Below are 26,020 nucleotides of genomic sequence, written 5' to 3'. Positions count from 1 at the left end.
ATCTGAAAATTAAAATGGACAAATGATAACAGTTTTCAAATTTACCAAATTTTTATAATGTTCTGTTTTATCTTATTTAAATAAAATTCTTCGCCTTCAGACTTTTCTGTCATTGCGCGTGCCAAAGGACTTTCCGGTGATATTAAAAATATTTTTTGATGATGATTTTCAATATTTCCTAAAGAAACTGCGATGTAAAAGAATCCTTTGTCGGTTTCTACCAAACTTCCCAAACCGATTATCTGATGAGGATTGGTATTGATTGATTTTAAAGAATTTTTCGCCCTTACATTTTCATTCAACTGAATCTGCAGATTGTTGATTTCCTGCTGAACCATTTCTCGCGATGTTTCATACTTATCACCCATCGAACTTTTGGTTTCGTTGTTGGAAGCTCGGGTTTCGGCAATTAAATTTTCTAAATTTTTAATTTTTTCGGCGAGTTTTGTTTTGACGATATTTAAAATGTCTTGTTTATTCATTTCTTTGATTTGTGGAGTTACCCTTTCAGCGTTTTTTTCCTTATTTGAAATTCTTTTTCGGGTAGTGAAAACGCTGAAAGGGTTTTGTTATTTTAAAAAATTAAATCTTCATCATTCAAATTTTCAAGGCAAAAAATGAAATTTTCTTTTCCGCCAAATAATTCAATTACTTCTTCCCGCATAATTTTGGTTGAATTCTCGGAAATAATTGCATTGAATGAACTCCATTTATAATCTTTCACCTTTTCACAAAAACCATGATTTATCGGATTTGAATGAATATAAACAACCAATCTTTTCAAATATGCTTCGTCTTCAATTCTTTTGCGCTCGAAAGGTTTTTCAAAAAGACTTCCTGTTCTTTCGTATTTTTTATTTACAGCCTGTGAATAAGCATTAAAAAAATGAGACAATTGCCTAGACGCTGAAATTATTTTGGGTTTAATAACCGTTGTATATTTTAGCTCATGTTCTTTTACAGAACTTTTTTCTTTAATTCTTAACAAAAAATGAAAATGATTTTTCATTAAACAATATGCATAAACATCGGCAATTGGTAAAACATAACGATGCATCAATTTTGTAAAATAGGCATAGTTTTGTTCTTCAATGAAAATATTTTCACTGTTATTTCCTCTGTTATAAATGTGATAGAAAAATCCTTCTTCTAAATTGTCAATTTTCATATTTTGAAATTAAGAAAAATTTTGTTTCCAACTCAAAAAACCCTTTCAGCGTTTTATCATTAGAAAACGAATATATCAAAAGACGAAACGCTGAAAGGGTTTTTTGAGTTGGAAACACATTTATTTCTCGAAAAATATTTATTAAAAACGGGCCAAAGCCCTTTCCTATTGACACTTTAATAAGGATGTCGTCTATTTTTCCATTACGGCATAACCGCCTACAGGCAAGTAAAAACTTTTATCCTGAGCGAAATCCTTTACCGGACCGGAAAAAACATTTTTAAAAATTCCGCCAGCATTCTCATCATCGATGGTAAAAGAAACTGCTTCTTTCGAAAAATTTAAAACTGTCAAAACTTCATTTTTCCCATTTTTTCTAACGTAGGCTAAAACTTTATCATCGGCAGAAGTTTTTAACAAATGCGTTGATGCAGCTGCGTCGCCACCTCTTAATGCGGGATTATTGGTTTTTAAGTTAAATAACGTTTTGTAGAAATCCGCCATTTGATAATTTCCGTTCCAGTCAATGACATCTTTTTCAAAAAACTCTAACCGCTTCATATTCGGCAATTCCTGACCGGAGTACATTAATGGAATCCCGCCCCAGGTGGCAGAAAAGACAGCCAAAGGTTTCGCGATCACGCCATATTTTTCATATTCGGTTCCGTTCCAGGTATTTTCGTCATGGTTGGTCGTAAACCAAGCTCTCATGGATTGGTCGCCAATTGCAGAATACTTTTGAAGTAAATCCTTTAACTCAGCAAGTGGAAGATTTTTTTTGTAATAATCTTCAGTTTTGTGCATCCAGGTCCAGGAATAACTGGCATCGAAAACTTTACCATATTCCGGATTTTCGAGTTCATCAAATTCGCCGATGAAAAATAAGGGTTTTATCTTTTCAACTTCGGGTCTTGCCTGTTCCCAGAAATCGACTTCTACCCAACTGGCCAAATCGCAGCGGAATCCATCGATTTTGGTTTCACGAACCCAAAATTTCATGGCATCGATCATTGCTTTTCTCATGTCGGGATTTGAATAATCAAGTTCGATGATATCGTCCATTCCGGAAGCGATATGGAATTTCCCGTCTGCATCGTGAAGGTAATATTCGGGATGAGAAACCGTCCAGACATGATCCCAACCGGTGTGATTGGCCACCCAGTCGATGATCACTTTGAAACCCATTTTGTGCGCTTCATTCACCAAATGTTTGAAATCTTCTAAATTACCGAATTCGGGATTGATGGAAACGTAATCGTGCGCCGCGTATTGACTTCCCATCGTTCCCTTTTTCACTTTCTGGGAAATGGGGGTAATCGGCATGAACCACAAAGTTTTCACGCCCATTTCTTTCAGGCGCGGCATTTCTTTTTCGAAAGCGCGGAAGGTTCCTTCCTGAGTATATTGTCTGAGGTTAACTTCGTAGATATTCGTCGTATGTTTCCACTCGCTGGGTAAATCCATTTGTTTCTTATTTTTTTGGGTGGTGCAGGAAATCACTCCTATTCCCAGAATTGCTAAAAGAATCAGTCTTTTCATAGGTTAAGATTTAGGGCAAATATATCGTTTATTATTTAATTTCCCTACGTGTGGCAATGGCTAAATTGCCGGCTGGTGATATAAAAAATTGACAAAATGAGTTTCTGAATCTTTATTTTCTTCATTAAAAAAACCCCGAGGTTTTCGAGGTTTTTATTATTTACAAATCATTTAGTTTAAATCGTCTTCGAAGTCGTCGTCATCGAAGTCGTCGTCATCATCAAAATCATCATCGTCTTCGTCGTCATCAACGTCAAAACTGGTGGCTTTAAATTCATCCTCAAAACTTGGGAATTCGTCATCGGATAAAGTAATTACACCATTTCTTTTTGCTTTTGTTCCGTTTTTTGTAGGGGCTTTTAGCGGCATTTTTCCAAATCTGAAAACGGTAATGGGATAATTTACCGCAGGTTTCTCATCGATAATCTCAATGAGTTCACAAAAGAATTCCCACAAGTCCATAAATCCATATTGGAAATGAATTTTGTCTCCTGATTTCTGAAAGGCCTCGTTGATATAAATATCAGACATAATTTCTCCTTCACCGTCGTCACTCATATCTTCCAGTGGCACAGTCTTTACCACCACTCCATCTTCATCCAGGATATTAAAAACAGACAAATCATCACCCATCAATGAAAATGCACTTTTGATTCCCAAATGCAGGTTCCAAAGATTTTGCTTGTCTTTTATTTCAACATCTCTGAAAATATTCTCTTTGGTGTCTAAAATAATTCGGAGTTTGTAAACCATTATTACCTTAAATTTTTACGATTAATTATTAGTTTTATTCTTCGACTGCAAATATAAAACAATTGAAATTTGGCAAAAAAATTATTACAGACTTTTTATTAAAAAGTTTTGCTTAAATTTCTCGCCATCCTAAATCGTTTTGGGCAAAGAAAAACTGAATCGCGTACCTTCTAAGTAAACACTTTCTACGGAGATATTTTCCCCATGTGCTTCTAAAATATGCTTTACAATCGCCAGACCGAGACCCGAGCCGCCATCGTTTCTATTTCTGCTGGATTCAATCCTGTAAAACCTTTCGAAAATCCGATGCAGCATTTCTGGTTTGATGCCCATTCCATTGTCTTTAACTTCGACCAAAACTTTCTGATTTTCGATACTAGTTTTGATGGTTACCGTTGCACTTTCGCGGTTGGAATAATATATGGCATTTGAAATTAAATTGATTAAAACCTGCGAAATTTTTTGTTTATCTGCCATCACCAACATTTGATTTGAAGAGGTCTGCAGAATAATTTTGGTGTTCTTTTTCTGGGCTTCCAGATCCAGTATATCAATCAGTTCACGGATGAGGTGATTGAGATCGAAGCGGCTTTCAGATAAAGTAATCTCGCCACTTTCAAACTGATTCATCATGTCTAAATCCTTTACTATGTTAAGTAATCTTTCCACAGATTTATCAATTCTCTCCAGGTATTTATCCCGGATTGCCAGGTTTTCTACGCCACCTTCCAACAAAGTATCCACGTAACCCTGAATGGTAAAAAGCGGCGTTTTCATCTCATGCGAGATATTACCGATGTATTCTTTGCGGTAGGTTTCCATTCCCTTCATGGTATCGATTTCGGCAGTGTTTTTAAGATTGAGATCAGAAACCCTTTGACCCAGTTCTTTGAAGTTCAAATCATTATCTTCATCGGTTATTTCTTCGGGTAAAATGGTTGATATTTTCCTGATCTGTCTTTTTCCGTAAAAATTAAAAAGAAAATCAACCACCAGATAATTGATAATACCCAAAATGAGAGCGCCCAAAATTAAGGTCTGATAAAACTGCTGCCTGTTTTCCGGAAACGAATGCTTGGCAGAATCGAAAATGTACACCAGCAAAAGCATAACGCCGGTAAGGAATAATGATGCGAGAAAAGTAAGGCGGTAAAATTTCATTATTTTGAAAATTAATTGGGTAGAAGATGCTGATTTACTAAACTTAAACCACTAATTTATACCCGATTCCTTTTAAAGTCTGTATCGTATTGATGCCCAGTTTTTCGCGCAGTCTTCTGATGTGGACATCGATGGTTCTTTCGCCAACAACCACATCATTTCCCCAAACTTTTTCTAAAATCTCTTCCCGTTTAAAAACTTTTTCAGTGTTTGAGGCTAAAAGATAAAGCAAATCGAATTCTTTTTTAGGCAATAAAAAGTGCTGTCCGCTTTTGGTCACTTTCACATTGTCTTTGTCGATAACCAAGTCGCCAATTTTCAGGACTTTGGCGTCGTTGCTTACTTTTGAAGTCAGTTGCAAAAGCGCATTAATTTTAGAAATAAGAATTTTCGGCTTAATGATTTTTACGACGTAATCGTTTGCGCCAGCCTGAAAACCTGCCAATTGAGAAAACTCTTCGCTTCGGGCAGAGAGAAAAACGATGAGCGTATTCTGCAGTTCTTTAATCTGACGAAGTTCCTGGCAGGTTTCAATACCATCTTTTTCCGGCATCATCACATCGAGAAGAATCAGGTCGGGAATTATTTCTTTGGCTTTCAGAATACCATCGTTCCCATTGGTTGCGGTGGTAACCAGATACCCTTCTTTCTCGAGATTATAGGAGATTATTTCTAAAATATCAACCTCATCGTCAATCAAAAGAATCTTTTTCTTGTGCATTGTAAACTTTTTATTCTTTCAAATTTACTCAAATTAAATGTTCCAAATTTCATTAATTCAAATATTCATATTAAATTAATATTACCCCATTTTTGTTAAGGCAATGGTAAACTATAATTAAAACTGACGCAACACAAAATCAACGCATTATTTCTTCCTTTGCCTCGAAAGAAATCTAATTAAAAAGAAGAAATGAATATCAGAAAAGTGGGTCTTGCAGTTGTTTTATTAAATGTCTCTGCAACTTATCTCTACGCACAAGTTTCGGTGAAGGACACTTTACGCAAGGAAAAAAACATTGAGGAAGTTACGATCAAAGCTTCTGGGAATAAAAAATCTGAATCGGCTCTTTTGCTCGATCAGAAAAAAGCCATTATCCAAAAACAATCGATGGGATCTGAAGAGATTTCCCGAAAAGGAATTTCAAATCTTGAACAGGCATTGGTTAAAATGACGGGAATTACCAGTGTGGAGGGTCGCGGAATCTTTGTAAGAGGCTTAGAAGACCGCTACAATACTTTGCTCATTAATGGTTTGGGTTCGCCGTCAAATAATCCGTTTCAAAAAATAATCGCGTTGAAACAGTTCCCAACCGATGTGGTCGGGAAGCTTAATATTTACAAGACTTTCAATTCTAATTTATACGCAGATTTTGCAGGAGCTACTTTCGATATTGAAACTTTAACTTACGAAAAACCATTTTCTAAGATTGAATTTGGAATCGGAATCAATACTTTGAGTACATTTCGAAATAATTTTAAGATTAATCCCAACGCCAATTCCATAGAAGGGTATGTTGGTTTGAATTCGAAAGACCGCCAATTGCCGAATGAAGTAAAAGACTACCGCCCCTCGGGATATAATTTCACCAGCGGGCAGTCAAGGAATTCTTTTGGTGAAGGTTGGAACGTGGATAATGTAAAATCTTTGCCTAACACGAGTATGGGTTTTACCACGGCTCAGAAATTTAAAATAGGAGAAACTTCAAACTTAGGGTTTCTATTCTCCTTGAACCAAGGAAACCACTACGAATACAAAGATGGCGCAAAAAATCAGTTTCGATTAAATGGAAATTCAATCGATTATAACAACAACCTCAACAGAAAAGAATACACGTACGAAACGGAATCTTCTGTTTTGCTGGGCTTGGGTTTTAAAAATAAAGGAACTGCCATTAATTTAAATGGATTCTTCCTCCAAAATTCCGAAAATCTTATACAGGATTATTTAGGATTTAGAAATGGTGAAACCAATAATCAGCAGTTCATCCGGGTAAATCAACAGGATATTTCCAGGTTTACCGATCTGCAGCTAACCGTTTCCCAAACCTTTAGTGAAATACATTCCCTAAAAGCCGGAGCAAGCTGGGTGAACAATTTTTATCAGCAACCAGACCGGAAGATCATGTACGGTCAACCGGGCGAAGGAAATATTGTTAACTTATCTGTTGGCGGAAACAATTTACTCAGACAATATTTGGATGTCAGCGGTAAAAATTACTTTTCAGCCTTTGCCGAATATGCTGTGAATCTGGGACAAAAAGGAGACAGAAAAGATTTCCCATGGCAACTGGCCGTTGGATATAACGGTTTTGCAGATATTAGAAATACGTCTTACCGTTTCATTTATTCTGTTCTGGACAATCCTTCGCAATCCCAGATTACGGTGGATAGGGACCAGCCACAAAGTGTTTTTGATCAGGCAATCCGAGATGGTGCTTATCATTACAGAGAAGGTTCTACATCGGAATATAAAAATAATTTGTACCAGTTTGTCAATGCAGGATATTTAAACCTCACTTATAAACCTTCTGCATTATGGGATCTTTTACTTGGGGGAAGAGTTGAAAACAACATGAATATCACCCGCTACAAGCCAATCAGTGTAGGAATAAATGACGACTTTGTAAATCTCACTAAAAACCAGTATTATTTTTTACCTTCTTTATCGGTTAAGAGAACTTTAAATACGAAATCGAACATTCGTTTTGCTGCGAGTAAAACCATTACGCGACCGATTCTTATTGAGTATATGCCAATCACATACATCAATCCGGACAACGAAAACATCTTCGGAAATAAAGATTTATCAAATAGTGAAAACTACAATTTTGATTTAAAATATGAAGTTTTCCCGACGAATAAAGAAATGTTTGCCGTAAATATTTTTGCGAAGAAAATCGACAAAGCTATTGAGCGTTCTTATATCGCCTCCGGAAACTCTAATGGGCAAACCATTACGTTCTTCAATGCCAAAACCGCAACCTTAGCAGGAGTTGAATTAGAAGGAATTTTATCTTTAAGCAGAATTAGTGAAGCATTTTCCCGCTGGACTGTAGGAGCAAATACGACCGTGATGTACTCTAATGTACAAAGAAGTGCAGACCAATCCGCGGAAACCGACGTGGAAGCCAACAGAAAGAGAGCTTTGCAGGGAGCGGCACCCTGGACCGTAAATGCGGATTTAAAATATGAGTACAAAAATGCGCAGAATTTCGCTAAGACATTCTCGCTCATTTATAATGTTTCGGGAAAGAAAATTTACGGTGTAGGTTTCTCTAAACTGGATAATATTTTTGAAATGCCGTTTCATCAATTAGATTTCGTCTATAACAATCAAATCTCAAAAAACTGGAACATAAAGTTTACGGTTCAAAATTTATTGGATTCTAAGTACCAACTGAAATTGGGCGATAAAAGCTTAGTTCAGGTTCAGGAAAATTCCCTTCTGATGGAAAATTACAAAAAGGGAACTTCATTTAACATGACCGTAGGGTACACTTTCTAAATCAAATTTAAATCTCATAAAAAATTAATAAAAGAAATGAAAAAAAACATCTTAACCTTAGTATCACTTGCCTTGGTCCTGTCGGCAACCTCTTGTACGGTTGACATTCGGGAGGATAATAATACGCCTACTACAAACGGTGGAAATCCGCAAACAACAGGAAATGTAATGGACGGCTCGGGAACTCTATCCGGAGAAATCTCTAAAGACCTTCTTGTTAAAAAAGGGAATTACACCCTGAAAGGCATTGTGAAAGTTAGTTCAGGGGCTACAATCACCATCGAACCTGGTGCAGTTTTCACCGCAACAACCAGTGAAGTAAGTGGTTTGGTTATTTTAAAAGGAGCGAAAATAAATGCGGCAGGTACGGCAGATCAACCAATTGTTTTCACCTCAGACAATAAAACTCCCGGTGATTGGGGAGGTGTAACTTTGTATGGCGACGCCCCGATTAAAGCCTTGAATGGAGCAACAACAGCACTTTCTGAAGATGGCAACAACCAATATTACGGTGGCGCAGATGCCAACTCCAATTCCGGAACCATGAAATTTGTACGCGTGGAATACGGAGGAAGAAAAATCGGTGACGGAACTTCAGAGACCAACTCGATGACATTCTATGCAGTTGGTGCCGGCACAACTTTAGAAAACCTGGTTGCCTATAAAGGAACCGATGATGGTTATGAATTTTTTGGAGGTACGGTGAGTGCGAAAAACTTAATTTCTTACGGAAATTATGATGATGCTTTTGACTGGCAAGATTCCTGGAGCGGCCAAAACAACTCCAACTGGTTCGGTTACCAAACCGGAATCGGTAATTTTGGAATGGAAATCGAAGCATCCTCTAACGCCGACAATACGCCGCCGAAAGTAAATACCATTACTTTAATCAGAGCCGCGGGAACACTTCCAGAAGTTTCGGGCTCGCCGGAAGTTTCAGCAATTCAATTTAAAAAACAGGGAACGGGAATTTTCTCCAATGTATATGTCGACGGGTACAAAAACACCGGTGGAAAAAGTGCATTCGCAGTTTTAATCCAAGATCTGGCTACAGAAACAAGTCAGCTTGCAGCAGGAAAAATCAAAGTAGAACCATTATTCGCTACCGCAAATAATGATAATCTTTTGAAATTCGGCTATGCTTTCACTTCAACAAATCCTCTAAGCTTTACCAATGCTGCCACCGTAACCAAAGTTGTTCTGACTTCAGGTGCGTGGGCCACTGTAAATGGTGTAGATCTTTTGGCGCCACTCAAATAAGTTTTAATTCTTTATATCAAAAAAAAGGCTTTTCAAAATTTTTTGAAAAGCTCTTTTTTTATTCTGCAACCTCATCCTCATCGCCATATTGTTCAAGATAATACGAAAATGAAAAATCATCAAGTTCATCGTCGGCATCTTCCAAAGTGGTCAGCAAATCTTCGAAATCCTCAAGTTGTTCTACACTCATATTCACAAATTCAATATGCAGCGGAAGCTCCACAAATCCGGTTATGGAATCGTACAGCGCATCCAGATTGTCGCCGAACGTTTCAGGAAGTTTTAGTTTTTCTTTTAATTGATCGAAAAAATCTTCCATATCTCCGATTTCCAAGAAATCTATATATACAGTATTCATAATTTTTTAATTTTAAATTTTAAAAGTAATCCCATCCAGCCCACTTGGCTCTTTTTACTTTTTACTTGGCTCTTATTATTGCTTGTCAAAAGTTTTATAATGATCTTTGGTGAGCCAGACTTCGCCGTTTTCGGTAAAGATAATTCGATCGGCATTTCGGTTGGCACAATTGTAATTAACGTCAGCTTCATGATAATTATTTCCGGCAGGAAGTTTTTTTTCTCTGTTGCTGAAATGATCTCCACCAATGGCTTTTCCGGGAAGAACATCGCATAAATTTCCTTTTGAAGCGATCCAGCCTTGTTTTCGAGCTTCGGATTTGGTCAGATAATAATCGGGGAGCCGGTGATTGATTTTCACATAATTAATAACCGTTTTTTCTTCGGTGAGTTCATTGATGTTTCCCGAGACTTTTGCTGATGGTGCACTTTTATTTTCCTGAATAGAAACTTCAGAATTTGCGGTCTCCGTTTTCTTTTCGACTTTATAATAGTTAATCAGATACATGACCAGAAATGCAGTCAATAATCCGATGATAAAGAAGAGGAGAATTTTTATTTTGTCTTTGTTCATTAATTTTTATTTGAAATTATTTTAAATATCCCTTAAAAATGAAGGAAATTTCAACGCCATTCTTCAGGAATATCACACACCGGAATCGGCTGAATTTTATGTTGAGCAGCTTTATTCATCCGGCTGAAAATTTTGAAAACTTCCAGATCTCTTCCCGAATAATCACTTTCTGTTTTCGTTCCCCATTCTTTCTGAATTTTCTCAAGCTCCGGATAAGTCGCCCCGATTTGCTGCTCATCGGTTCTGGCTTCATCCCACAATCCATCTGCAGGAATGGCATTTTGAATTGATTCTACAAGTTCCAATGATTTTGCCAAAGCATAAACTTCTGTTTTATACAAATCGGCAATCGGTGAAACATCTACGCCGCCGTCACCGTATTTGGTAAAAAATCCAATCCCAAAATCTTCTATTTTGTTTCCGGTTCCACAAACCAGAAGATTGTTGATTTGTCCGTAATAATATAAAGTCAGCATTCGCAATCTTGCGCGGGTATTGGCAAAAGCAAGTTTTTCAGCCGGAAAATCTGCATCTTTAACATCGAAAGTTTTGTATAATTCTTCGAACACGGGAGTCAGGTTCACCGACATGATTTCTACGTTTGAGAAACGGTTTTTTAAATCTTCCATGTGTTCCAGGGCACGGTCAACCTCATCGGCATTTTGGCGTATCGGCATTTCGATTAACAAGGTTTTCAACCCTGTCATGGCACACAACGTAGAAACCACTGCAGAATCGACACCGCCGGAAACGCCGATGACGTAGCCTTTTACGTTGGCTTTATCGGCGTAATTCCTCAACCATAACACTATTTTTGCTATTACTTTTTCTGTTTGCATATTTTTTTCGGTTAAAAGGGCTGTTAGAGCTTAAAGCTCTAACAGCCCTCATTTCTTATTTTAAAAAATTTTCTTTTTTCAACTCGTACCAATAACAAGTTGCATGATCTAATTCGTCAATAAAAGTCGCCTTTTCTTCAAAGCCCAATTTATCTTTTAACATTTTGTTTGAATCAATGTTTTGAATCACTGCACAAGCATAAATTACATTCAAATTCATATTTCTAAAACCATATTCTAAAACTCCTTTTGCCGATTCTGTAGCATATCCTTTTCCCCAGTATCCGGGTAAAAAGCGATAACCCAATTCGTAAACATTTTTGAAACCATTAACCGGATCAGTCAACAATTTCAAACCACACCAGCCGATTAAAAGATTAGATTTTTTTTCAATCACTGCCCATCTTGCAATTCCATTTTCGGTATATTGTTTTCTGATTTTCTGAATTGTCTCTTCAGATTCTTCCAATTTTGTTACTGGTTTTACACCGATATATTTCATAACCTCCGGATTGCTGTCAAGTAAAAAAATTCTTTCGATATCCTCTGAAATAATTTCTCTTAAAATAAGTCTTTCGGTATCAACAAATATTTTTGCCATTAATTTTCCTTATTTTTGCCTTTCTAATTTTGATGTAAAAATAATGAAGTTTTTTAGATATCTCTTATTTTCTGCGGTATTCCTAACAGGATTGGCTTCGTGTAAAAAAGACACCACAAATATTTGGAAAGTAGAGGTGAAAAATCCAGTTGAAAAAGTACAGTTGATCGATATTTCCAAAGAATTCTACGATCCCGATATTCCACTGGAAACTTTTACCCAAAAATATCCATGGTTTCAGGGAACTGTTCCTAATGAAGATTTTGCCGAAAGAAGAAAAGATCCCGAGGAAATTAAAGTGTACAAAGAAGCGGTTTCAAAAATCGATATTCAAAAACTGAATAATGACTTGGCTTCTTTATTTTCAAACATTAAAAATTATTTCCCCAATTTTAAAGAACCACAGGTTTTCCTGTACTCTTCAGCATTACAGGGCATTATGGAACCCATCTTTTATGAGCCTGAAAAAGAAATGTTATTTATCGACATTACCGCCTTTATGGGAGAGAATAATCCCAATTACACAGGTTTGGAACTGTATTTTCAGAAAAGCATGAATCCAAAAAACATTATTCCTAAAGTTTCTGAAATTCTGGCGGAACACTTTGTGAAACCCAATTTTGAACATCAAAAATTCATAGACCAAATCGTGTATTACGGAAAACTGATGACTTTGCAGGATGCCTTTTTACCCAACGAATCGGATGCTTTAAAAATGAATTATACGCCCGAGCAATATGAATGGGCCAAAGCCAACGAAGCCAATATCTGGAATTATTTCGTGGAGAACAATTTGGTTTTCAGTGACGACCAAAGATTAGGAGAACGGTTCATCAATCCTGCGCCATTTTCTAAATTCTACACCGAAATCGATAATGAATCTTCACCACAAATCGGAATTTTTACAGGTTGGCAGATCTGCAGAAAATTCTATCAGGAAAAACCAGAAACTAAGTTGGTGGATTTTCTAAAAATGAACGCTCAGGAAATTTTTAATCAAAGTAATTACAAACCGAAAAACTAAAGACAATAGATAGGGATAGCTTCGCTGACTGATAAGAGACACGAGATATGATTACTATTACTTTAAAAACTAAAATAGAAATATTTAAATAATTCAAACTTTCAATTTTAAAAAATAAAAATCTACATATGAAAAAAACTCAAATCACAATAGATATTGAATTAGACGAAAACCACGTTCCCGAACGAATGACGTGGAATGCTGAAGACGGTGGAGTCGAAAAACAGGAAACCAAAGCCACGATGATTTCTGTGTGGGACGACGAAACAAAGGAAGCCTTAAGAATCGATCTCTGGACGAAAGACATGCCTGTTGACCAGATGAAAATGTTTCTGCACCAAATCTTAATTTCTATGGGTAACACCTACGAAAGAGCGACTGGCGAAGAAGATGTTGCATTTTGGCTTGAACAAATGGCAGAAGAATTTGCACAACGTGCTGCGATAAAAATGTAAAAAAATAAATATAGCAATCTAAAAGTCTAAGAAAACTGTTAAATTGATATATTGCTAAATTATAAAAATTATGAATTTCAATACCAAAGTAATCCACGGTGGCCAACACCACGAGTCAGCGACAGGATCTGTGAATGTTCCTGTATTTTTAACGTCTACTTTTGCGCAGAAATCTCCGGGGGTACATTCCGGATACGAATATTCAAGAGCGGCAAACCCGACAAGACAAGCTTTGGAAGACAGTTTGGCTTCCATCGAAAACGGAGCAAGAGGATTGGCTTTTGGTTCCGGTTTGGCTGCGATTGACTGTGTTTTAAAATTATTAAATCCAGGCGATGAAGTTGTTGCCGTTGATGATTTATATGGTGGGACATACAGAATGTTCACGCGATTATTCGAAAAATACCAGTTGAAATTTACGTTTGTGAATTTTGACGATGTTTCAAAAATATCAGACGTAATTACGGATAAAACCAAATTGATCTGGCTCGAAACTCCGACGAATCCATTAATGAAACTGGTCGACATCAAAGCGGTGACGGATCTGGTAAAAGGAAAAGATATTTTGGTTGCGGTCGACAATACTTTTGCGACGCCTTATCTTCAGTTGCCATTGGATTTAGGTGCAGATATCGTCATGCATTCTGCTACGAAATATTTGGGCGGACATTCTGATGTGATTGCAGGAGCACTTATTGCGAAAACTCCCGAACTTGGAGAAAAATTACATTTCATTCAGTTTGCAAGTGGTGGAATTCTCGGACCGCACGATTCTTATTTGGTTTTAAGAGGAATAAAAACATTGGCTTTAAGAGTTCAGAGGCATTCTGAAAACGGAATGGTAGTCGCGAAATATTTGGAAAATCATCCAGCCGTAGATCAGGTTTTTTATCCAGGATTAGAATCTCATCCGCAATTTGATTTGGCCAAAAAACAGATGAAAGATTTTGGCGGAATGGTTTCTTTCACCTTTAAATCAGGAAAAAAAGAAGATTCAATTAAGTTTTTAGAAAAGGTAAAAGTATTTACTCTGGCTGAATCTCTAGGCGGTGTAGAATCTTTGGCCAATCATCCGGCTTTGATGACCCACGCTTCTATTCCCGCAGAAAAACGCGCAGAATTAGGAATCACCGATGATTTGGTGAGATTAAGCGTTGGAATTGAAGATAAAGAAGATTTGATCGCAGATTTAGAAAGAGCTTTCGGTTAAAATCCTTTTGATTTTTTTTAAAATTCATAACCATAAAAGTCACAAAAGTTTTATTTAAAGAAATATAAAACTTTTGTGCCTTTTGTGGTTTAAAATAAAATTTCCAATGAACGAATTTCAAAAATACATTCAAAGATATTTAGATTTAATTCCCTCTGAAAATTGGCTGGAAGAGCTGAAAAAATCGGGCGAAAAAACCGTATCCTTATATTCCTATTTAACCGAAGAACAGTCCAATTTCGCTTATTCAGAAGGAAAATGGACGTTGAAGGAATTGCTTTTACATTTATCGGATACCGAAAGAATTTTCCAATACCGAATTTTGGCTTTTGCAAGAGGTGAAAAATCTGGGTTGCCAGGTTTCGATGAAGAAAATTATGCCGCGAATTCGTTTGCGAATGAAAGAAGTTTAGATTCTTTATTACGGGAATATCAATTCGTGAGGCAATCTTCTCAAATTTTATTGGAAACATTGAATCCATCTGTTTTAAAAAATACCGGAAAAGCCAATGGCCACATAATTTCGGTCGAAACGATAGGGAAATTAATTGTTGGGCATAACATTCATCATTTGAATATTATTGAAGAAAGGTATTTAACAGAATTGTAAAAAATGCAGAAGACAAGAAAAGCGACAATTGATGATTGCTCAGATTTATCCGTTTTGTTTGATGAATACAGGATTTTTTATCATAAAGAAAGCGATGTAAAAAGTGCAGAAACTTTCCTCAAGGAAAGATTACAAAATAAGGATTCCGAAATTTATGTGGCTGAATTGGACGGAACACTGGTTGGATTTGTTCAGCTGTATCCCCTTTTTTCTTCCACAAGAATGAAAAAATATTGGCTTTTGAATGATTTATATGTGAATGAAAATTTTCGCGGGAAAGGTTTTTCAAAGCAATTAATTGAAGAAGCAAAAAATTTGTGTCGCGAAACTTCGGCTTGTGGAATGCTTTTGGAAACCGGAAAAAATAATGAAATCGGAAACCAACTCTACCCCAATTGTGGTTTTGAATTATATGATAACGTAAATTTTTACGAATGGTCGAACATGAAATAATGGGTGAATTGTAATAAATATTTGAAAATGAACTGTCCCTGTTGCTCCGGAAAATCGTACGACGAATGTTGCAAACCGTATCACCACGGCGAAAAACATGCACCAACTGCTGAAGCTTTGATGCGTTCACGGTTTTCAGCCTTCGCGATTCCGAATGGAGAATATCTGATGGAAACGACTTTTCCTGCCAAACGTAAATTGCACAACAAAGAAGATTTACAGGAATGGGGAGAAATCAATGAATGGACAAAACTGGAGATTATCCGCAAACCGAATTCAAATCAGGTCGAGTTTAAAGCGTTTTATACCGATGATAAAGGAAAACCACAGATTCATCACGAACTGTCAGATTTTAAACAAAAAAACGATCGCTGGTATTATGTGAAAGGAAAATTCTTAAGCTAATAGAAAACTAGTCTTGCGATCTTTCCTGTTTCTTCTTTTGCCTTAAAACATACAAATACAGACTTTCGACTTTGGTTCTTGCCCAATCTGTTTTCCGCAAAAACTTCAGAGAAGATTTAATACTCGGATTATCGGTAAAACATTTGATATTGATCTGTTCGCCGAGTTTTTCAAAACCGTCGTAATATTCCACCAATTCTTCTAAAATAGCATCGAGGCGTTTTCCGTGCAGAGGATCTTTTGATTTTTGTTCCATAAGGTGTAAAAATAGGTAAATTAGTTTTCAGGAAATAAAAAAAGATGAAATCTGACCAAATTTAGAACAAAATGAATTCTCCAGTTTAAAATATTGGCAAACAAATTAGAAATAAGTCTGATCTTTTTTCAAAAAAACGGACTAAAGCCCGTTCCCCTTTAAAACTGATTTCTGTAAAAATCATCTCACTATTGGCGCAACTTTCCCGCCAAATAACTCAATAGATTTCACCATGATGTCATTTTCCGGTGCGCCCACATCCATGTGTCCGATAAATCTTGTGATGCCGAAAAGCTCTTTCATATAGGCGATTTTATCCGCAACTTCATTTGTATTTCCGATAAACAATGCGCCCTCTTTTGCTCTTCCACCGTCGTACTGCATTTTGGTGTAAGGCGCCCAACCTCTTGTCGCGCCAATTCTGTCCATTTGCGATTTATAATTTTGGAAATATCCGTCGATCACTTTCTGATCTTCACTCACGAAAGTGTGCGAATGAATCGCGATTTGCATTTCAGACTCTTTGTGTCCGGCGGCAAGATATTCCTGTTTGTAAAAATCAATTAAATTTTTAAACTGAACGGGCATTCCTCCTATAATTGCGACGATTAAAGGCATTCCTGATTTCGCGGCGCTTAAAACCGATTGTGGCGTTCCACCGACCGCTCTCCAGATGGGAAGTTTTCCGTTATTTTTAGCTCTTGGATAAACGGTTTGGTTTTTCATCGGTGCACGGAGTTTTCCTGTCCAGGTAATGTTTTCTTCGGAATTTATCTTTAATAATAAATCTAATTTTTCATCGAAAAGCTGTTCGTAATCATTCAGAGAATAGCCATATAAAGGAAACGACTCGATGAAACTTCCGCGACCGACAAATATTTCAGCTCTTCCGTCTGAAATTAAATCTAAGGTGGCAAAATCTTCATAGACTTTTACAGGTTCGGAGGAACTCAAAACCGTTACTCCACTTGCTAATTTTATATTTTTCGTGATGCTCGCAGCGGCAGCTAAAACCATTTCGGGAGACGAAACCGCGTAATCAGCACGATGGTGTTCGCCCATGGCAAAAACGTCGATTCCGACGTCATCCATTAATTTTATCTGTCCTAAAATTTCACGGATTTTAATTCCTGCATCTTTATATTTTCCGGTATTTTGGTCGACGGCTAAGTCACCAAACATTCCAATTCCTACTTCCATATTTTTATGATTTTTGATGGTACAAAATTACCACAATTGAAATTTAAAAGCATTGATGAATGATAAGAACAGATCATGAAAAATAATCTTCTACTTTTTTTAATTACTTTTGCAATTATTAAAATTTTTCTGAAAATCTACCAAAATAATTCATGGAAAAAATCATCGAAACTTTAAAAGCCGGCGGCACAATTCTTTACCCAACCGACACTATTTGGGGAATCGGGTGCGACGCTACAAACCCAGAAGCCATCAACAAAATTTTTGAAATTAAAAAGCGGGAGAAGAACAAATCAATGATTATTCTGGTGGAATCTGCAAAGCGTTTGGAGGATTTGGTAGATGTTCCCGAAATGGCCTGGGAAATTATGGATTTGTCGGAAAAACCGGTAACTTTAATTTACGACAATCCGAAAGGTTTGCCGAAAGAAATCCTGGCGGAAGACGGAAGTATCGGAATTCGTCTGGTGAACGATTTATTTTTAAAAAAAATCATCACGAAATTAAACAAACCTTTGGTTTCTACTTCTGCCAATTTTAGCGGGCAAAAATCGCCGATGAAATTTTCCGATATTTCGCAGGAAATTATTGATTCTGTCGATTTTGTAGCCGAAGAAAATCATGATAAAGTTTCAGAATATTCAGGTTCGTCTGTTATCAGAATATGGAATGACGGCAGAATTAAAGTTTTGAGAGAATAATTTTCAGAAAAGATCAGTTTTTATTTTTTATAAAGTTTTTCATAGGTTGAAATCCAATCCTGTGGCGATATTTTCCGACACAGTTCCGCAATCAGTTCAAAAGGAATATCATCTGTTTTTTTGAAACGGATGCACGACTTGCCCATATCTAATTTTCTTGCAGAATATTTCGAATATTCCTCCGTAAACCATTTCAGCAAATCTTTATTGGCGTAAATCCCCATGTGATACAACGCGATAAAATTTTTCTGAGAAGCCAAATTAATAAATGGAAGCGGCGTATTTGGAGTACAGTGATAACTGGCGGGATACGTTTCCAAAGAAATATTCCATCCGATCATGCCGTAACTCAGTTCTTCCTGAAAACCCTGAGGCAAATTCTGCGACACCGTTTCATACAGTTTCCTGAACGAAGATTTTCTTTCTTCGGGAACGTTATTTAAATAGTCTTCAATAGAATTTGCCTCGATTTTCATTGTTTATTTTTTTAAATATTCATCAAAATAATCGGTTACTTTTTGCATCAGATGCACCCTGTCTTTTCCTACCACATTATGTTCATGTCCGGGATAAACGAAATAATCCATTTGTACCCCATGATCGACGGCTGCTTTTAGAAAATTTATGGAATGCTGCCAAACAACCACATTATCCTGCGCTCCGTGAATCATCAGTAAATGTCCTTTTAAATTCTGCACTTTATCCAAAAGATTGGCTTGCCTGTACCCTTCAGGATTACTTTGTGGGGTATCCATATATCTTTCGGTGTACATAATTTCGTACATATTCCAGTCGATGACTGGACCGCCGGCCACTCCTGCTTTGAAAACGTCTGGATGCTTCAGCATGAAACTCGTGGTCATAAATCCGCCATAACTCCAGCCATGAATTCCCAACCGATCGGCATCCACATAAGGCAGCGATTTCAGATAAGCGACTCCCTGCAACTGGTCTTTCATTTCAGTTTCTCCGGCATTTCTGAAAATAGCCTGTTCGAATTTCAATCCGCGGTTAGAAGAACCCCGCCCGTCCATAGTGAAAACGATGTATCCTTTCTGCGCCATGAATTCATACCACAAATTCCCGGAGGCAGGGAAACTATCCGTTATCAACTGAGCATGCGGCCCATTGTATAAATAAACAATTACCGGATATTTTTTGTTTGCATCGAAATCGGTCGGTAAAATAATTTTACCATATAAAGGCGTTCCGTCATCAGCTTTTAAAGTTACATTTTTGATTTCGGGTCTTTGATAATTTTTTAAAGTATTTTCTGCGGACAGTATGTTTTTAATTTTTAAAGTATTGGTATTGATTAAATTAGCAATTCGCGGTGTATTCGCATTGCTGTAGGTATCATACAAATGATTCCCATCCTTGCTCAAAATACCGGAATGCATACCGGCTCCCTGATCTAATCTCTGGTTTTTAAAATTCGTCCAGTCGAGTTTATAAAGATGTCTTTCCAACGGAGAAACCTGGGTAGAAACGTAGAAGATTTCTTTCTTTTTTTCATGAAAACCGAGAATATCGGTGACGACCCAATCTCCCTTCGTCAACTGTGCAACCAGACCTTTCTCTACATTATAATGGAATAAATGATTAAATCCGGTACGCTGACTTTGCCAAATAAAATCGGTCGTTGAGTTCGGGAAAAACAACAACTGCTGTTGTGGCTCGACATATTTATCAGACTTTTCCTCAAATATATTTTTAATAAAACTTCCGGTAGAAGCGCTGTACTGATTCATTTTCAAATCATTCTGATCGCGGTTCAGGACTCCTACGAAAACCGATTTCGAATCTGGATTCCAGGTAAACAAGGTCAGATACTGTTCTGGATCGCCTGCAGTATTTAAGAAAGTCGTTTTATTGGTTTTCAGGTCATAAATTCCTAAAGTAACGTGATGAGAAGGAGTTCCTGCCATTGGATATTTAATATTTTTATTCACCGCGGGAACTACACTCCAATCGATAACCGGATAATCGGCAACCATCGACTGATCCATTCTGTAAAATGCAATTTTCGAATTGTCGGGAGAAATAAAAATACCTTTGCTGATGCCAAACTCTCTTTGATGAACCGCCTGTCCGTTCAGGATATCTTTATTTTCATCATTGGTAATGGCAGTGACTTTTCCGTTTTTATTGAGGTATAAATTATTTTTCACGGTATAAACGTAGCCTTGATTATCTCCCAACATTTGGGTATTCTCAGCTTCCTTATCGAGTTCGGTTCCTGCTTTAATTTTCCATTCTTTGCCGGAACGTTCGATCCAAAAACTTTGTGATCTCTGGTTAAAATATCCTTTATCCTTATTGATAAAAGTTATTCTGGGAAATGATTTTAATTTTTTGTCTGAAGACAAAGTATTATTCAGCTGATACAGGGAAACCAAAGTATCCTGTTTCTGAGTAGAAACATCTGTCACTAAATAAGCGTTTTTGGTTGATTGATAATAGGTTTTGCCGTCATCAGCCCAGGTAAACTGCGAAATATTTTTCACCGCAAGGTTGCTTCTCAAACCGTTTACTGATTCAGCAATCGTAAATTTTTGATTTTGTGCAAAGAGAAAACTTCCTGTAACAAGGAATAATAAAGAGAATTTTGAAAACTTCATTTCTTAATAATTAGATGGCTAAAAATAAGAAATAAATTCGAAACTGTTAAGAAATGTTAAATCAAAAATCAACGTTAATTCCCATCAGCTGAATTCCATAAAAATTGGATGATGAGATCTTGAGTTTATATTTTTTCTGCTGAATTGCAACAGTACCGTTGGTCTTTTTTACCATTGCATTTTTGGCGACGTTTTTGCCAATCAGATAACCCAGAAGAATCGCAATAGGGTAATCTGATGCCCAATGCACTTTACTTTGGACCATTTCAAAACTCATCAATCCCATCAAACTAAAACCGAGTGGTTTGATCCATTTTTTTTCAGGGTAATTTTCAGATAAAACAATCCAGGCAGCAATTCCGGTAGTTAAATGACCTGAAGGCATTGCATCGTACTTCGAGGTGTTTTTCTGGTAAGCCGGAAATGAAGGCATAGGATTCCAGTTACTGTGATTCCTACCAGACTTTGCAGTCTCAAAAGGACTTTCTCTTCCGCTAAGCCGCTTTAACGGTTGAGAAAAAAGTCCAGATAGCAAAACACTTTGCACCAGTTGCATCGACGTACTCTGAGCACGGTAATCATCGGTAATCAAGCCGTAGGTGGCCAAACCTGCTCCGATGAGAATAAAGGTGCTTCCGTTTCCCATAAAGTAAACAAAAGAACCGATGTCACCCGGGATTATTTTCAAAGGGCCCAAATTATAATAGGTATGATCTTCACTGAATCCTACACTTTCGCCCAATCTTCTACCCATATTCAAAATTGCGGGATCTACGGCCACCAATGCAATAGTAGAACCCAATGCAAGTAAAGAGTAACCATAGATGTTTGTAGAAACTACATTCTCACCGACTCCTACAAAATTTTTAGGAATCTTTCTGTAGATATCTGATATCCTTGGTTTCTGATAAATCAAAGTCGTACATTCCGAAAGCTGAAACTCCTGTGTCCTTATTTGAACCGCCGAATCATGTTTCTGCGAAAAAAAGAATACAGAAAACAACAGAGCCAATATGGGTACACTTTTTCTCATTTTTAATAAACCGTTCCTGCGAAAGGATCTGTGGTACTTTTTGTTTGATTCCACTTATATTGATGCGTCCAGTAAGCTACTTTCATTGAGAGAATTCCCAAACCAGCGCCGAAAAGAACATCTGAAACATAATGCTTATTGTTTGCGATTCTCATCACGCCCACTGCTGTTGCGGTACCGTAAGCGGCATAAGGAACCCATTTATATCTATCCCCATATTCGATGGAAAGCATGGTAGCTCCAGCAAAAACATTTGCGGTATGACCGGAAGGAAACGAGTAAGCAGTCCCATCTGGTCGCGTGTGTTTTAAAGTTGTTTTCAAAATATAAACCGCGCCCAGATTTAGCAGCTGCCCTTTTATTAAAATTGCAGTTCGGTTTTGCCAGTCGGTTCTGGGTTTCATGCCGGCGAGTTCAAAACCGTAAATCGCAACGAAAGGAGCAAATTGTAAATAATCATCTGCATGATTTTGGAAACCGAACAGATGTTCGTTTCGCTCTTCCACCAATTCATTTTTTAACGATTCCGAACCGCTTCCATCTGAAATGATTCCCGAAAGCATCAAACCTGCGGGGACGTACAACTTTTTATATCGAAAGTCAAACCGCTTATTCTGCGTTTTTAATGTATCCCTAACTTGAGCGAAATTAAAGCAGTGCAAATTCAAAATCATCAGGAATAGAAAGATTTTTTTCATGTTATAATTTTAAGTAAAATTATAAAAATTGATGCTACTCTACATTAAATATCATATAAATATAACGAAATCATTTGCTTAGTGATTTTAGTTGAAGAAAATTTACTATTTATTCATTTCTTAACTTACATCAATGCCAAAGACCGCAATCGGAATTATCTTTGCACTACAAAATATTAATAATAAATAAAAAAAACATTATGGCGACAAAATGGAATTTAGATCCAACTCACAGTGAAATTACTTTTAAAGTAAGACACATGATGATTTCTAACGTTAAAGGTGGCTTCACCAATTTCAATGTAGAAATGGAAGCGGAAGACGATACTTTCAAAAACGTACATGTAAAAGTGACAATTCATACAGATTCTATCAACACGAACAATACCGACCGCGATAACCATTTGAAAAGTGAAGATTTCTTCAATGTTGCCGCAAACCCCGTAATTACTTTTGAATCTGATTCTTTGACCAGTGATGTTACAGGAAATCTGACAATCAACGGTATTACAAAACCAGTAAAATTAGATGTAGATTTCGGTGGAATCAATGTAGATCCTTGGGGACAAACCAAAGCCGGTTTCTCTTTTGAAGGTAAAATCAGCAGAAAAGATTTTGGTTTAAACTGGAACGCAGCTTTGGAAACAGGGGGCGTAATGGTTTCTGACGAGGTGAAAATTGCAGGCGACCTACAATTTGTAAAAGCATAAAATAAAATTTCATAGTTGATTTTTCAAGGTTCACTCTGATTTTTTGTCGGGTGAACTTTGTTTTTTTTAAAGCATATTTAAAATGAATATCCAAGATTTATCGAGCATTTCCGACCGTTTTCAGGAAACCGAAAAAATGCCGGTTCTTTTTCTCGGTCACGGTTCGCCGATGAATGCGATAGAAGAAAACCAGTTTGTACAGGGTTTCCGAAAAATCTCGAAAGAAATTCCGAAACCTAATGCTATTCTCTGTATTTCTGCGCACTGGTTTACCAAGGGAACTTTTGTTACCGCCATGGAAATGCCGAAAACCATTCATGATTTTTATGGTTTTCCGAAAGAACTTTTTCAGGTTCAGTATCCGGCAAAAGGAAGTCCCGAACTGGCAAAAGAAACGGCAGCGTTACTGGCTCCTACTTTTGTAGGCGAAGACCACAACTGGGGACTGGATCATGGTGCGTGGAGTGTCATCAGGCATCTTTATCCCAACGCAGACATTCCGGTCATTCAGCTGAGTATTGATTATACCAAACCACCGCAATTTCATTTTGATCTGGCAAGTCAACTTCAAAAGTTACGAAAAAAAGGAATTTTGATAATCGGCAGCGGGAATATCGTTCATAATTTACGCCTGGTAGATTTCCGAAATATCGATACGGTAGGTTACGGCTACGACTGGGCTTTGGAAGCCCGCGAAAAAACAAACAACTGGATCCTGGACGGTAATTTTAAAAATCTTATTGATTATCAGAAACAGGGAACATTTCTACAAACTGCTGTTCCCACGCCCGATCATTTTCTGCCGCTCATTTATTCTTTGGGTTTAAAGGAAAAATCGGAAGAACTCTCACTATTCAATGATGAATTAATTGCCGGAAGCCTGAGTATGACCAGCGTAAGGATTGGTTAAATTAAAAATAAAAAAAAGATTCAGAAAATTTCTGAATCTTTTTTTTATGCTGTTTATAGAATCCAGTTCCTTAAATTTTCAAACCTGAATCACTCCTAAATTAAATTTCTCCGTAATTGGTGCATGGTTAGCGGCTTCAATTCCCATAGAAATCCATTTTCTGGTATCTACAGGATTAATGATGGCATCGGTCCATAATCTAGCTGCGGCATAAGTGGGCTCCGTCTGTTTTTGGTATTTTTTGGAAATGGAATCCAGAATTTCCTGATGTTCTTTTTCTCCGATTTCTATGCCTTGCTTTTTTAAAGTTGAAGTCTGAATTTGCGCCAGAACTTTCGCAGCCTGGCTTCCGCCCATTACCGCTAGTTCCGCCCATGGCCAAGCAACAATTAATCTTGGATCATACGCTTTTCCACACATCGCGTAATTTCCGGCACCGTAGGAATTCCCTGTAATTACTGTAAATTTCGGCACTACGGAATTAGAAACAGCATTTACCATTTTTGCACCGTCTTTGATGATTCCACCTTGTTCAGATTTGGAACCTACCATAAATCCGGTAACGTCCTGTAAGAATAATAATGGGATTTTTCGCTGGTTGCAATTGGCAATAAAACGCGTCGCTTTATCAGCAGAATCCGAATAAATAACGCCGCCAAACTGCATTTCTCCTTTTCCGTTTTTTACTAATTTCCGTTGATTGGCGACAATTCCTACGCTCCAACCGTCGATTCTTGCGGTCGCACAAATAATTGATTTGCCATAGTCCGGTTTGTACTCTTCGTATTCGGAATTATCAACCAGACATTTAATAATATTAAAAGTATCGTATTGATCTGATCGTGAAACCGGCATGTGTCCGAAAATATTTTCGATATTTTCTTTTGGCGGGAAACTTTCGATTCTGTCGAAACCTGCTTTTTCGAAATCGCCGATGGACTTCATGATATTTTTAATTCTATCTAAAGCATCTTTATCGTCTTTCGCCTTATAATCGGTCACACCGGAAATTTCGCAATGGGTAGTAGCTCCTCCTAAAGTTTCATTATCAATGGTTTCACCAATCGCCGCTTTCACCAGATAACTTCCGGCTAAAAATATAGAACCCGTTTTATCTACAATCATCGCTTCATCGCTCATAATCGGAAGATAGGCGCCACCTGCCACACAGCTTCCCATTACCGCAGAAATCTGGATAATTCCCATAGAGCTCATTTTTGCATTGTTCCTGAATATTCTTCCAAAATGTTCTTTGTCGGGAAAAATCTCATCCTGCATTGGCAAGAAAACCCCTGCAGAATCTACCAGATAAATAATGGGCAATTTATTTTCCATGGAAATTTCCTGAGCGCGAAGATTTTTTTTTGCCGTTATCGGAAACCAGGCACCCGCTTTTACGGAGGCGTCATTGGCCACCACCAGGCATTGCCGGCCGGAAACATAACCCATAACTACCACTACTCCGGCACTCGGGCAACCGCCATGTTCCTCATACATTTCATAACCGGCAAAAGCACCGATTTCAATAGAATCTGCGTTTTTATCAAGAAGATAGTCGATTCGTTCGCGCGCCGTTAACTTGCCTTCATCTCTTTGTTTTTGCAACCGTTTTTCTCCACCACCTTTCTTTATTTCAGAAAGCAAAGTGGTAATAGCGCCGAGTTTTAATTTATTTTGATCTTCTCTTTTGTTAAATTCTAAATCCATACGTGAAAAAAATTTTCTTAAAGATAAGTTTTTTTAAGATAATTCCGGAAGAAACATGCATTACAACTAATGATTTGAAACACAGAAAATTATTTTGCATAATTTTGGAGGATCAAACAAAATAAAAGAACCAAAATCCCGTTACAATTGCTTGGAATTATTCCTAATTTATTTTTTTAGTAGTTTATTATTTGAAGAACCCTGAAAGTTGTGAAATTTTCAGGGTTTTTTTTCAGTAAATGAACAGGTTATTGTTCTTATAATCTA

The 26,020-nt window shown here is 37.1% G+C and carries 28 protein-coding genes; 11 read left to right on the top strand and 17 right to left on the bottom strand.

Annotation, left to right across the window (positions count from 1 at the left end):
• Positions 1–41: 41 nt before the first annotated feature.
• The 6 genes from QF004_RS10360 to QF004_RS10335 all read right to left on the bottom strand — a co-directional run bounded on the left by QF004_RS10360 (position 42) and on the right by QF004_RS10335 (position 5,342).
• Positions 42–482 (bottom strand): hypothetical protein, encoded by a 441-nt coding sequence (locus QF004_RS10360; protein ID WP_307425927.1) that lies wholly within the window; start codon positions 480–482, stop codon positions 42–44.
• Between the two features lie 92 nt (positions 483–574).
• Positions 575–1,168 carry a transposase gene (locus tag QF004_RS10355; RefSeq protein ID WP_307425924.1) on the bottom strand — a complete coding sequence of 198 codons (594 nt, stop codon included), beginning with the start codon at positions 1,166–1,168 and terminating at the stop codon, positions 575–577.
• A 192-nt stretch (positions 1,169–1,360) separates the two neighbouring features.
• The gene (locus QF004_RS10350) at positions 1,361–2,707 is read right to left on the bottom strand and encodes an alpha-amylase family glycosyl hydrolase (RefSeq protein WP_307425921.1); all 1,347 of its coding nucleotides are present in this window, start codon (positions 2,705–2,707) and stop codon (positions 1,361–1,363) included.
• Positions 2,708–2,878: 171 nt separating this feature from the next.
• On the bottom strand, positions 2,879–3,460 hold the full coding sequence (locus tag QF004_RS10345) for a hypothetical protein (protein WP_307425916.1): 582 nt from the start codon (positions 3,458–3,460) through the stop codon (positions 2,879–2,881).
• 129 nt (positions 3,461–3,589) lie between these two features.
• Positions 3,590–4,621 (bottom strand): cell wall metabolism sensor histidine kinase WalK, encoded by a 1,032-nt coding sequence (locus QF004_RS10340; protein ID WP_133438627.1) that lies wholly within the window; start codon positions 4,619–4,621, stop codon positions 3,590–3,592.
• 43 nt (positions 4,622–4,664) lie between these two features.
• Complete coding sequence (locus QF004_RS10335) at positions 4,665–5,342, bottom strand: response regulator transcription factor (protein ID WP_133438628.1); 678 nt, start codon at positions 5,340–5,342, stop codon at positions 4,665–4,667.
• Positions 5,343–5,534: 192 nt separating this feature from the next.
• Between QF004_RS10335 and QF004_RS10330 the strand changes: the two genes are divergently transcribed.
• Positions 5,535–8,129: a TonB-dependent receptor plug domain-containing protein gene (locus tag QF004_RS10330; RefSeq protein WP_307425912.1), complete on the top strand. Its 2,595-nt coding sequence runs from the start codon at positions 5,535–5,537 to the stop codon at positions 8,127–8,129.
• A gap of 36 nt (positions 8,130–8,165) precedes the next feature.
• Positions 8,166–9,389 (top strand): hypothetical protein, encoded by a 1,224-nt coding sequence (locus QF004_RS10325; protein WP_307425909.1) that lies wholly within the window; start codon positions 8,166–8,168, stop codon positions 9,387–9,389.
• A 58-nt stretch (positions 9,390–9,447) separates the two neighbouring features.
• On the opposite strand, the gene QF004_RS10320 is transcribed toward QF004_RS10325, so the two are convergent.
• The 4 genes from QF004_RS10320 to QF004_RS10305 all read right to left on the bottom strand — a co-directional run bounded on the left by QF004_RS10320 (position 9,448) and on the right by QF004_RS10305 (position 11,760).
• Positions 9,448–9,747: a barstar family protein gene (locus tag QF004_RS10320; protein ID WP_133438631.1), complete on the bottom strand. Its 300-nt coding sequence runs from the start codon at positions 9,745–9,747 to the stop codon at positions 9,448–9,450.
• A gap of 75 nt (positions 9,748–9,822) precedes the next feature.
• The gene (locus tag QF004_RS10315) at positions 9,823–10,320 is read right to left on the bottom strand and encodes a ribonuclease domain-containing protein (protein ID WP_307425904.1); all 498 of its coding nucleotides are present in this window, start codon (positions 10,318–10,320) and stop codon (positions 9,823–9,825) included.
• A 50-nt stretch (positions 10,321–10,370) separates the two neighbouring features.
• The gene (nadE, locus tag QF004_RS10310) at positions 10,371–11,159 is read right to left on the bottom strand and encodes an NAD(+) synthase (protein WP_307425903.1); all 789 of its coding nucleotides are present in this window, start codon (positions 11,157–11,159) and stop codon (positions 10,371–10,373) included.
• Between the two features lie 55 nt (positions 11,160–11,214).
• Positions 11,215–11,760, bottom strand: coding sequence for a GNAT family N-acetyltransferase (locus QF004_RS10305; RefSeq protein ID WP_307425900.1), 546 nt, complete (start codon positions 11,758–11,760; stop codon positions 11,215–11,217).
• A 43-nt stretch (positions 11,761–11,803) separates the two neighbouring features.
• Here QF004_RS10305 and QF004_RS10300 point away from each other — a divergent pair, with 43 nt between their 5' ends.
• From QF004_RS10300 to QF004_RS10275, 6 genes are all read left to right on the top strand, one after another.
• On the top strand, positions 11,804–12,784 hold the full coding sequence (locus tag QF004_RS10300; RefSeq protein ID WP_133438635.1) for a gliding motility protein GldB: 981 nt from the start codon (positions 11,804–11,806) through the stop codon (positions 12,782–12,784).
• Positions 12,785–12,912: 128 nt separating this feature from the next.
• The gene (gene gldC / locus QF004_RS10295; protein ID WP_133438636.1) at positions 12,913–13,239 is read left to right on the top strand and encodes a gliding motility protein GldC; all 327 of its coding nucleotides are present in this window, start codon (positions 12,913–12,915) and stop codon (positions 13,237–13,239) included.
• Between the two features lie 70 nt (positions 13,240–13,309).
• Entirely contained in the window at positions 13,310–14,449 is a 1,140-nt protein-coding gene (locus tag QF004_RS10290) for a cystathionine gamma-synthase (protein WP_307425893.1), read from the top strand.
• Positions 14,450–14,555: 106 nt separating this feature from the next.
• Positions 14,556–15,059, top strand: coding sequence for a DinB family protein (locus tag QF004_RS10285; RefSeq protein WP_307425890.1), 504 nt, complete (start codon positions 14,556–14,558; stop codon positions 15,057–15,059).
• A 3-nt stretch (positions 15,060–15,062) separates the two neighbouring features.
• On the top strand, positions 15,063–15,512 hold the full coding sequence (locus QF004_RS10280) for a GNAT family N-acetyltransferase (protein WP_133438639.1): 450 nt from the start codon (positions 15,063–15,065) through the stop codon (positions 15,510–15,512).
• A gap of 27 nt (positions 15,513–15,539) precedes the next feature.
• Positions 15,540–15,917, top strand: coding sequence for a YchJ family protein (locus tag QF004_RS10275; RefSeq protein ID WP_307425887.1), 378 nt, complete (start codon positions 15,540–15,542; stop codon positions 15,915–15,917).
• Between the two features lie 7 nt (positions 15,918–15,924).
• Here the strand turns inward: QF004_RS10275 and QF004_RS10270 are convergent, their stop codons facing one another.
• Positions 15,925–16,173: a VF530 family DNA-binding protein gene (locus tag QF004_RS10270; protein WP_133438641.1), complete on the bottom strand. Its 249-nt coding sequence runs from the start codon at positions 16,171–16,173 to the stop codon at positions 15,925–15,927.
• A 180-nt stretch (positions 16,174–16,353) separates the two neighbouring features.
• On the bottom strand, positions 16,354–17,373 hold the full coding sequence (locus QF004_RS10265) for an LLM class flavin-dependent oxidoreductase (RefSeq protein WP_307425883.1): 1,020 nt from the start codon (positions 17,371–17,373) through the stop codon (positions 16,354–16,356).
• A 152-nt stretch (positions 17,374–17,525) separates the two neighbouring features.
• Here QF004_RS10265 and QF004_RS10260 point away from each other — a divergent pair, with 152 nt between their 5' ends.
• Positions 17,526–18,074, top strand: coding sequence for an L-threonylcarbamoyladenylate synthase (locus tag QF004_RS10260; RefSeq protein ID WP_307425881.1), 549 nt, complete (start codon positions 17,526–17,528; stop codon positions 18,072–18,074).
• A 20-nt stretch (positions 18,075–18,094) separates the two neighbouring features.
• On the opposite strand, the gene QF004_RS10255 is transcribed toward QF004_RS10260, so the two are convergent.
• The 4 genes from QF004_RS10255 to QF004_RS10240 all read right to left on the bottom strand — a co-directional run bounded on the left by QF004_RS10255 (position 18,095) and on the right by QF004_RS10240 (position 22,426).
• The gene (locus QF004_RS10255; protein ID WP_307425878.1) at positions 18,095–18,550 is read right to left on the bottom strand and encodes a DUF1801 domain-containing protein; all 456 of its coding nucleotides are present in this window, start codon (positions 18,548–18,550) and stop codon (positions 18,095–18,097) included.
• A gap of 3 nt (positions 18,551–18,553) precedes the next feature.
• Positions 18,554–20,695 carry a DPP IV N-terminal domain-containing protein gene (locus QF004_RS10250; protein ID WP_307425875.1) on the bottom strand — a complete coding sequence of 714 codons (2,142 nt, stop codon included), beginning with the start codon at positions 20,693–20,695 and terminating at the stop codon, positions 18,554–18,556.
• 61 nt (positions 20,696–20,756) lie between these two features.
• Positions 20,757–21,728, bottom strand: a complete 972-nt coding sequence (locus QF004_RS10245) for a phosphatase PAP2 family protein (protein WP_307425872.1) — start codon at positions 21,726–21,728, stop codon at positions 20,757–20,759.
• Between the two features lie 2 nt (positions 21,729–21,730).
• Positions 21,731–22,426: a phosphatase PAP2 family protein gene (locus tag QF004_RS10240; RefSeq protein ID WP_307425868.1), complete on the bottom strand. Its 696-nt coding sequence runs from the start codon at positions 22,424–22,426 to the stop codon at positions 21,731–21,733.
• A gap of 200 nt (positions 22,427–22,626) precedes the next feature.
• Between QF004_RS10240 and QF004_RS10235 the strand changes: the two genes are divergently transcribed.
• Both QF004_RS10235 and ygiD read left to right on the top strand, forming a co-directional pair.
• Entirely contained in the window at positions 22,627–23,136 is a 510-nt protein-coding gene (locus QF004_RS10235; RefSeq protein ID WP_133438648.1) for a YceI family protein, read from the top strand.
• A gap of 82 nt (positions 23,137–23,218) precedes the next feature.
• Entirely contained in the window at positions 23,219–24,046 is an 828-nt protein-coding gene (gene ygiD, locus QF004_RS10230) for a 4,5-DOPA dioxygenase extradiol (RefSeq protein WP_307425865.1), read from the top strand.
• A gap of 78 nt (positions 24,047–24,124) precedes the next feature.
• Here ygiD and QF004_RS10225 read toward each other — a convergent pair whose 3' ends face one another.
• Positions 24,125–25,753, bottom strand: coding sequence for an acyl-CoA carboxylase subunit beta (locus QF004_RS10225; protein ID WP_133438650.1), 1,629 nt, complete (start codon positions 25,751–25,753; stop codon positions 24,125–24,127).
• Positions 25,754–26,020 lie beyond the last annotated feature (267 nt).

Origin of the sequence: Chryseobacterium sp. MDT2-18 (assembly GCF_030815285.1) — a bacterium.
Classification (GTDB): domain Bacteria; phylum Bacteroidota; class Bacteroidia; order Flavobacteriales; family Weeksellaceae; genus Kaistella; species Kaistella salivictor.
This window is presented reverse-complemented; position numbering and strand designations above follow the sequence as displayed.

Excerpts from the sequence above, each read along its gene's own strand:
- QF004_RS10320 (WP_133438631.1), bottom strand. The coding sequence starts at position 9,747 with ATGAATACTGTATATATAGATTTCTTGGAAATCGGAGATATGGAAGAT.
- QF004_RS10250 (WP_307425875.1), bottom strand. The coding sequence starts at position 20,695 with ATGAAGTTTTCAAAATTCTCTTTATTATTCCTTGTTACAGGAAGTTTT.
- QF004_RS10245 (WP_307425872.1), bottom strand. The coding sequence starts at position 21,728 with ATGAGAAAAAGTGTACCCATATTGGCTCTGTTGTTTTCTGTATTCTTT.
- QF004_RS10275 (WP_307425887.1), top strand. The coding sequence starts at position 15,540 with ATGAACTGTCCCTGTTGCTCCGGAAAATCGTACGACGAATGTTGCAAA.
- QF004_RS10265 (WP_307425883.1), bottom strand. The coding sequence starts at position 17,373 with ATGGAAGTAGGAATTGGAATGTTTGGTGACTTAGCCGTCGACCAAAAT.
- QF004_RS10290 (WP_307425893.1), top strand. The coding sequence starts at position 13,310 with ATGAATTTCAATACCAAAGTAATCCACGGTGGCCAACACCACGAGTCA.
- QF004_RS10280 (WP_133438639.1), top strand. The coding sequence starts at position 15,063 with ATGCAGAAGACAAGAAAAGCGACAATTGATGATTGCTCAGATTTATCC.
- QF004_RS10335 (WP_133438628.1), bottom strand. The coding sequence starts at position 5,342 with ATGCACAAGAAAAAGATTCTTTTGATTGACGATGAGGTTGATATTTTA.
- QF004_RS10285 (WP_307425890.1), top strand. The coding sequence starts at position 14,556 with ATGAACGAATTTCAAAAATACATTCAAAGATATTTAGATTTAATTCCC.
- nadE (WP_307425903.1), bottom strand. The coding sequence starts at position 11,159 with ATGCAAACAGAAAAAGTAATAGCAAAAATAGTGTTATGGTTGAGGAAT.
- QF004_RS10345 (WP_307425916.1), bottom strand. The coding sequence starts at position 3,460 with ATGGTTTACAAACTCCGAATTATTTTAGACACCAAAGAGAATATTTTC.
- QF004_RS10360 (WP_307425927.1), bottom strand. The coding sequence starts at position 482 with ATGAATAAACAAGACATTTTAAATATCGTCAAAACAAAACTCGCCGAA.
- QF004_RS10315 (WP_307425904.1), bottom strand. The coding sequence starts at position 10,320 with ATGAACAAAGACAAAATAAAAATTCTCCTCTTCTTTATCATCGGATTA.
- QF004_RS10260 (WP_307425881.1), top strand. The coding sequence starts at position 17,526 with ATGGAAAAAATCATCGAAACTTTAAAAGCCGGCGGCACAATTCTTTAC.
- QF004_RS10350 (WP_307425921.1), bottom strand. The coding sequence starts at position 2,707 with ATGAAAAGACTGATTCTTTTAGCAATTCTGGGAATAGGAGTGATTTCC.
- QF004_RS10330 (WP_307425912.1), top strand. The coding sequence starts at position 5,535 with ATGAATATCAGAAAAGTGGGTCTTGCAGTTGTTTTATTAAATGTCTCT.
- QF004_RS10255 (WP_307425878.1), bottom strand. The coding sequence starts at position 18,550 with ATGAAAATCGAGGCAAATTCTATTGAAGACTATTTAAATAACGTTCCC.
- QF004_RS10325 (WP_307425909.1), top strand. The coding sequence starts at position 8,166 with ATGAAAAAAAACATCTTAACCTTAGTATCACTTGCCTTGGTCCTGTCG.
- QF004_RS10225 (WP_133438650.1), bottom strand. The coding sequence starts at position 25,753 with ATGGATTTAGAATTTAACAAAAGAGAAGATCAAAATAAATTAAAACTC.
- QF004_RS10355 (WP_307425924.1), bottom strand. The coding sequence starts at position 1,168 with ATGAAAATTGACAATTTAGAAGAAGGATTTTTCTATCACATTTATAAC.
- QF004_RS10270 (WP_133438641.1), bottom strand. The coding sequence starts at position 16,173 with ATGGAACAAAAATCAAAAGATCCTCTGCACGGAAAACGCCTCGATGCT.
- QF004_RS10305 (WP_307425900.1), bottom strand. The coding sequence starts at position 11,760 with ATGGCAAAAATATTTGTTGATACCGAAAGACTTATTTTAAGAGAAATT.
- QF004_RS10235 (WP_133438648.1), top strand. The coding sequence starts at position 22,627 with ATGGCGACAAAATGGAATTTAGATCCAACTCACAGTGAAATTACTTTT.
- gldC (WP_133438636.1), top strand. The coding sequence starts at position 12,913 with ATGAAAAAAACTCAAATCACAATAGATATTGAATTAGACGAAAACCAC.
- QF004_RS10300 (WP_133438635.1), top strand. The coding sequence starts at position 11,804 with ATGAAGTTTTTTAGATATCTCTTATTTTCTGCGGTATTCCTAACAGGA.
- QF004_RS10240 (WP_307425868.1), bottom strand. The coding sequence starts at position 22,426 with ATGAAAAAAATCTTTCTATTCCTGATGATTTTGAATTTGCACTGCTTT.
- QF004_RS10340 (WP_133438627.1), bottom strand. The coding sequence starts at position 4,621 with ATGAAATTTTACCGCCTTACTTTTCTCGCATCATTATTCCTTACCGGC.
- ygiD (WP_307425865.1), top strand. The coding sequence starts at position 23,219 with ATGAATATCCAAGATTTATCGAGCATTTCCGACCGTTTTCAGGAAACC.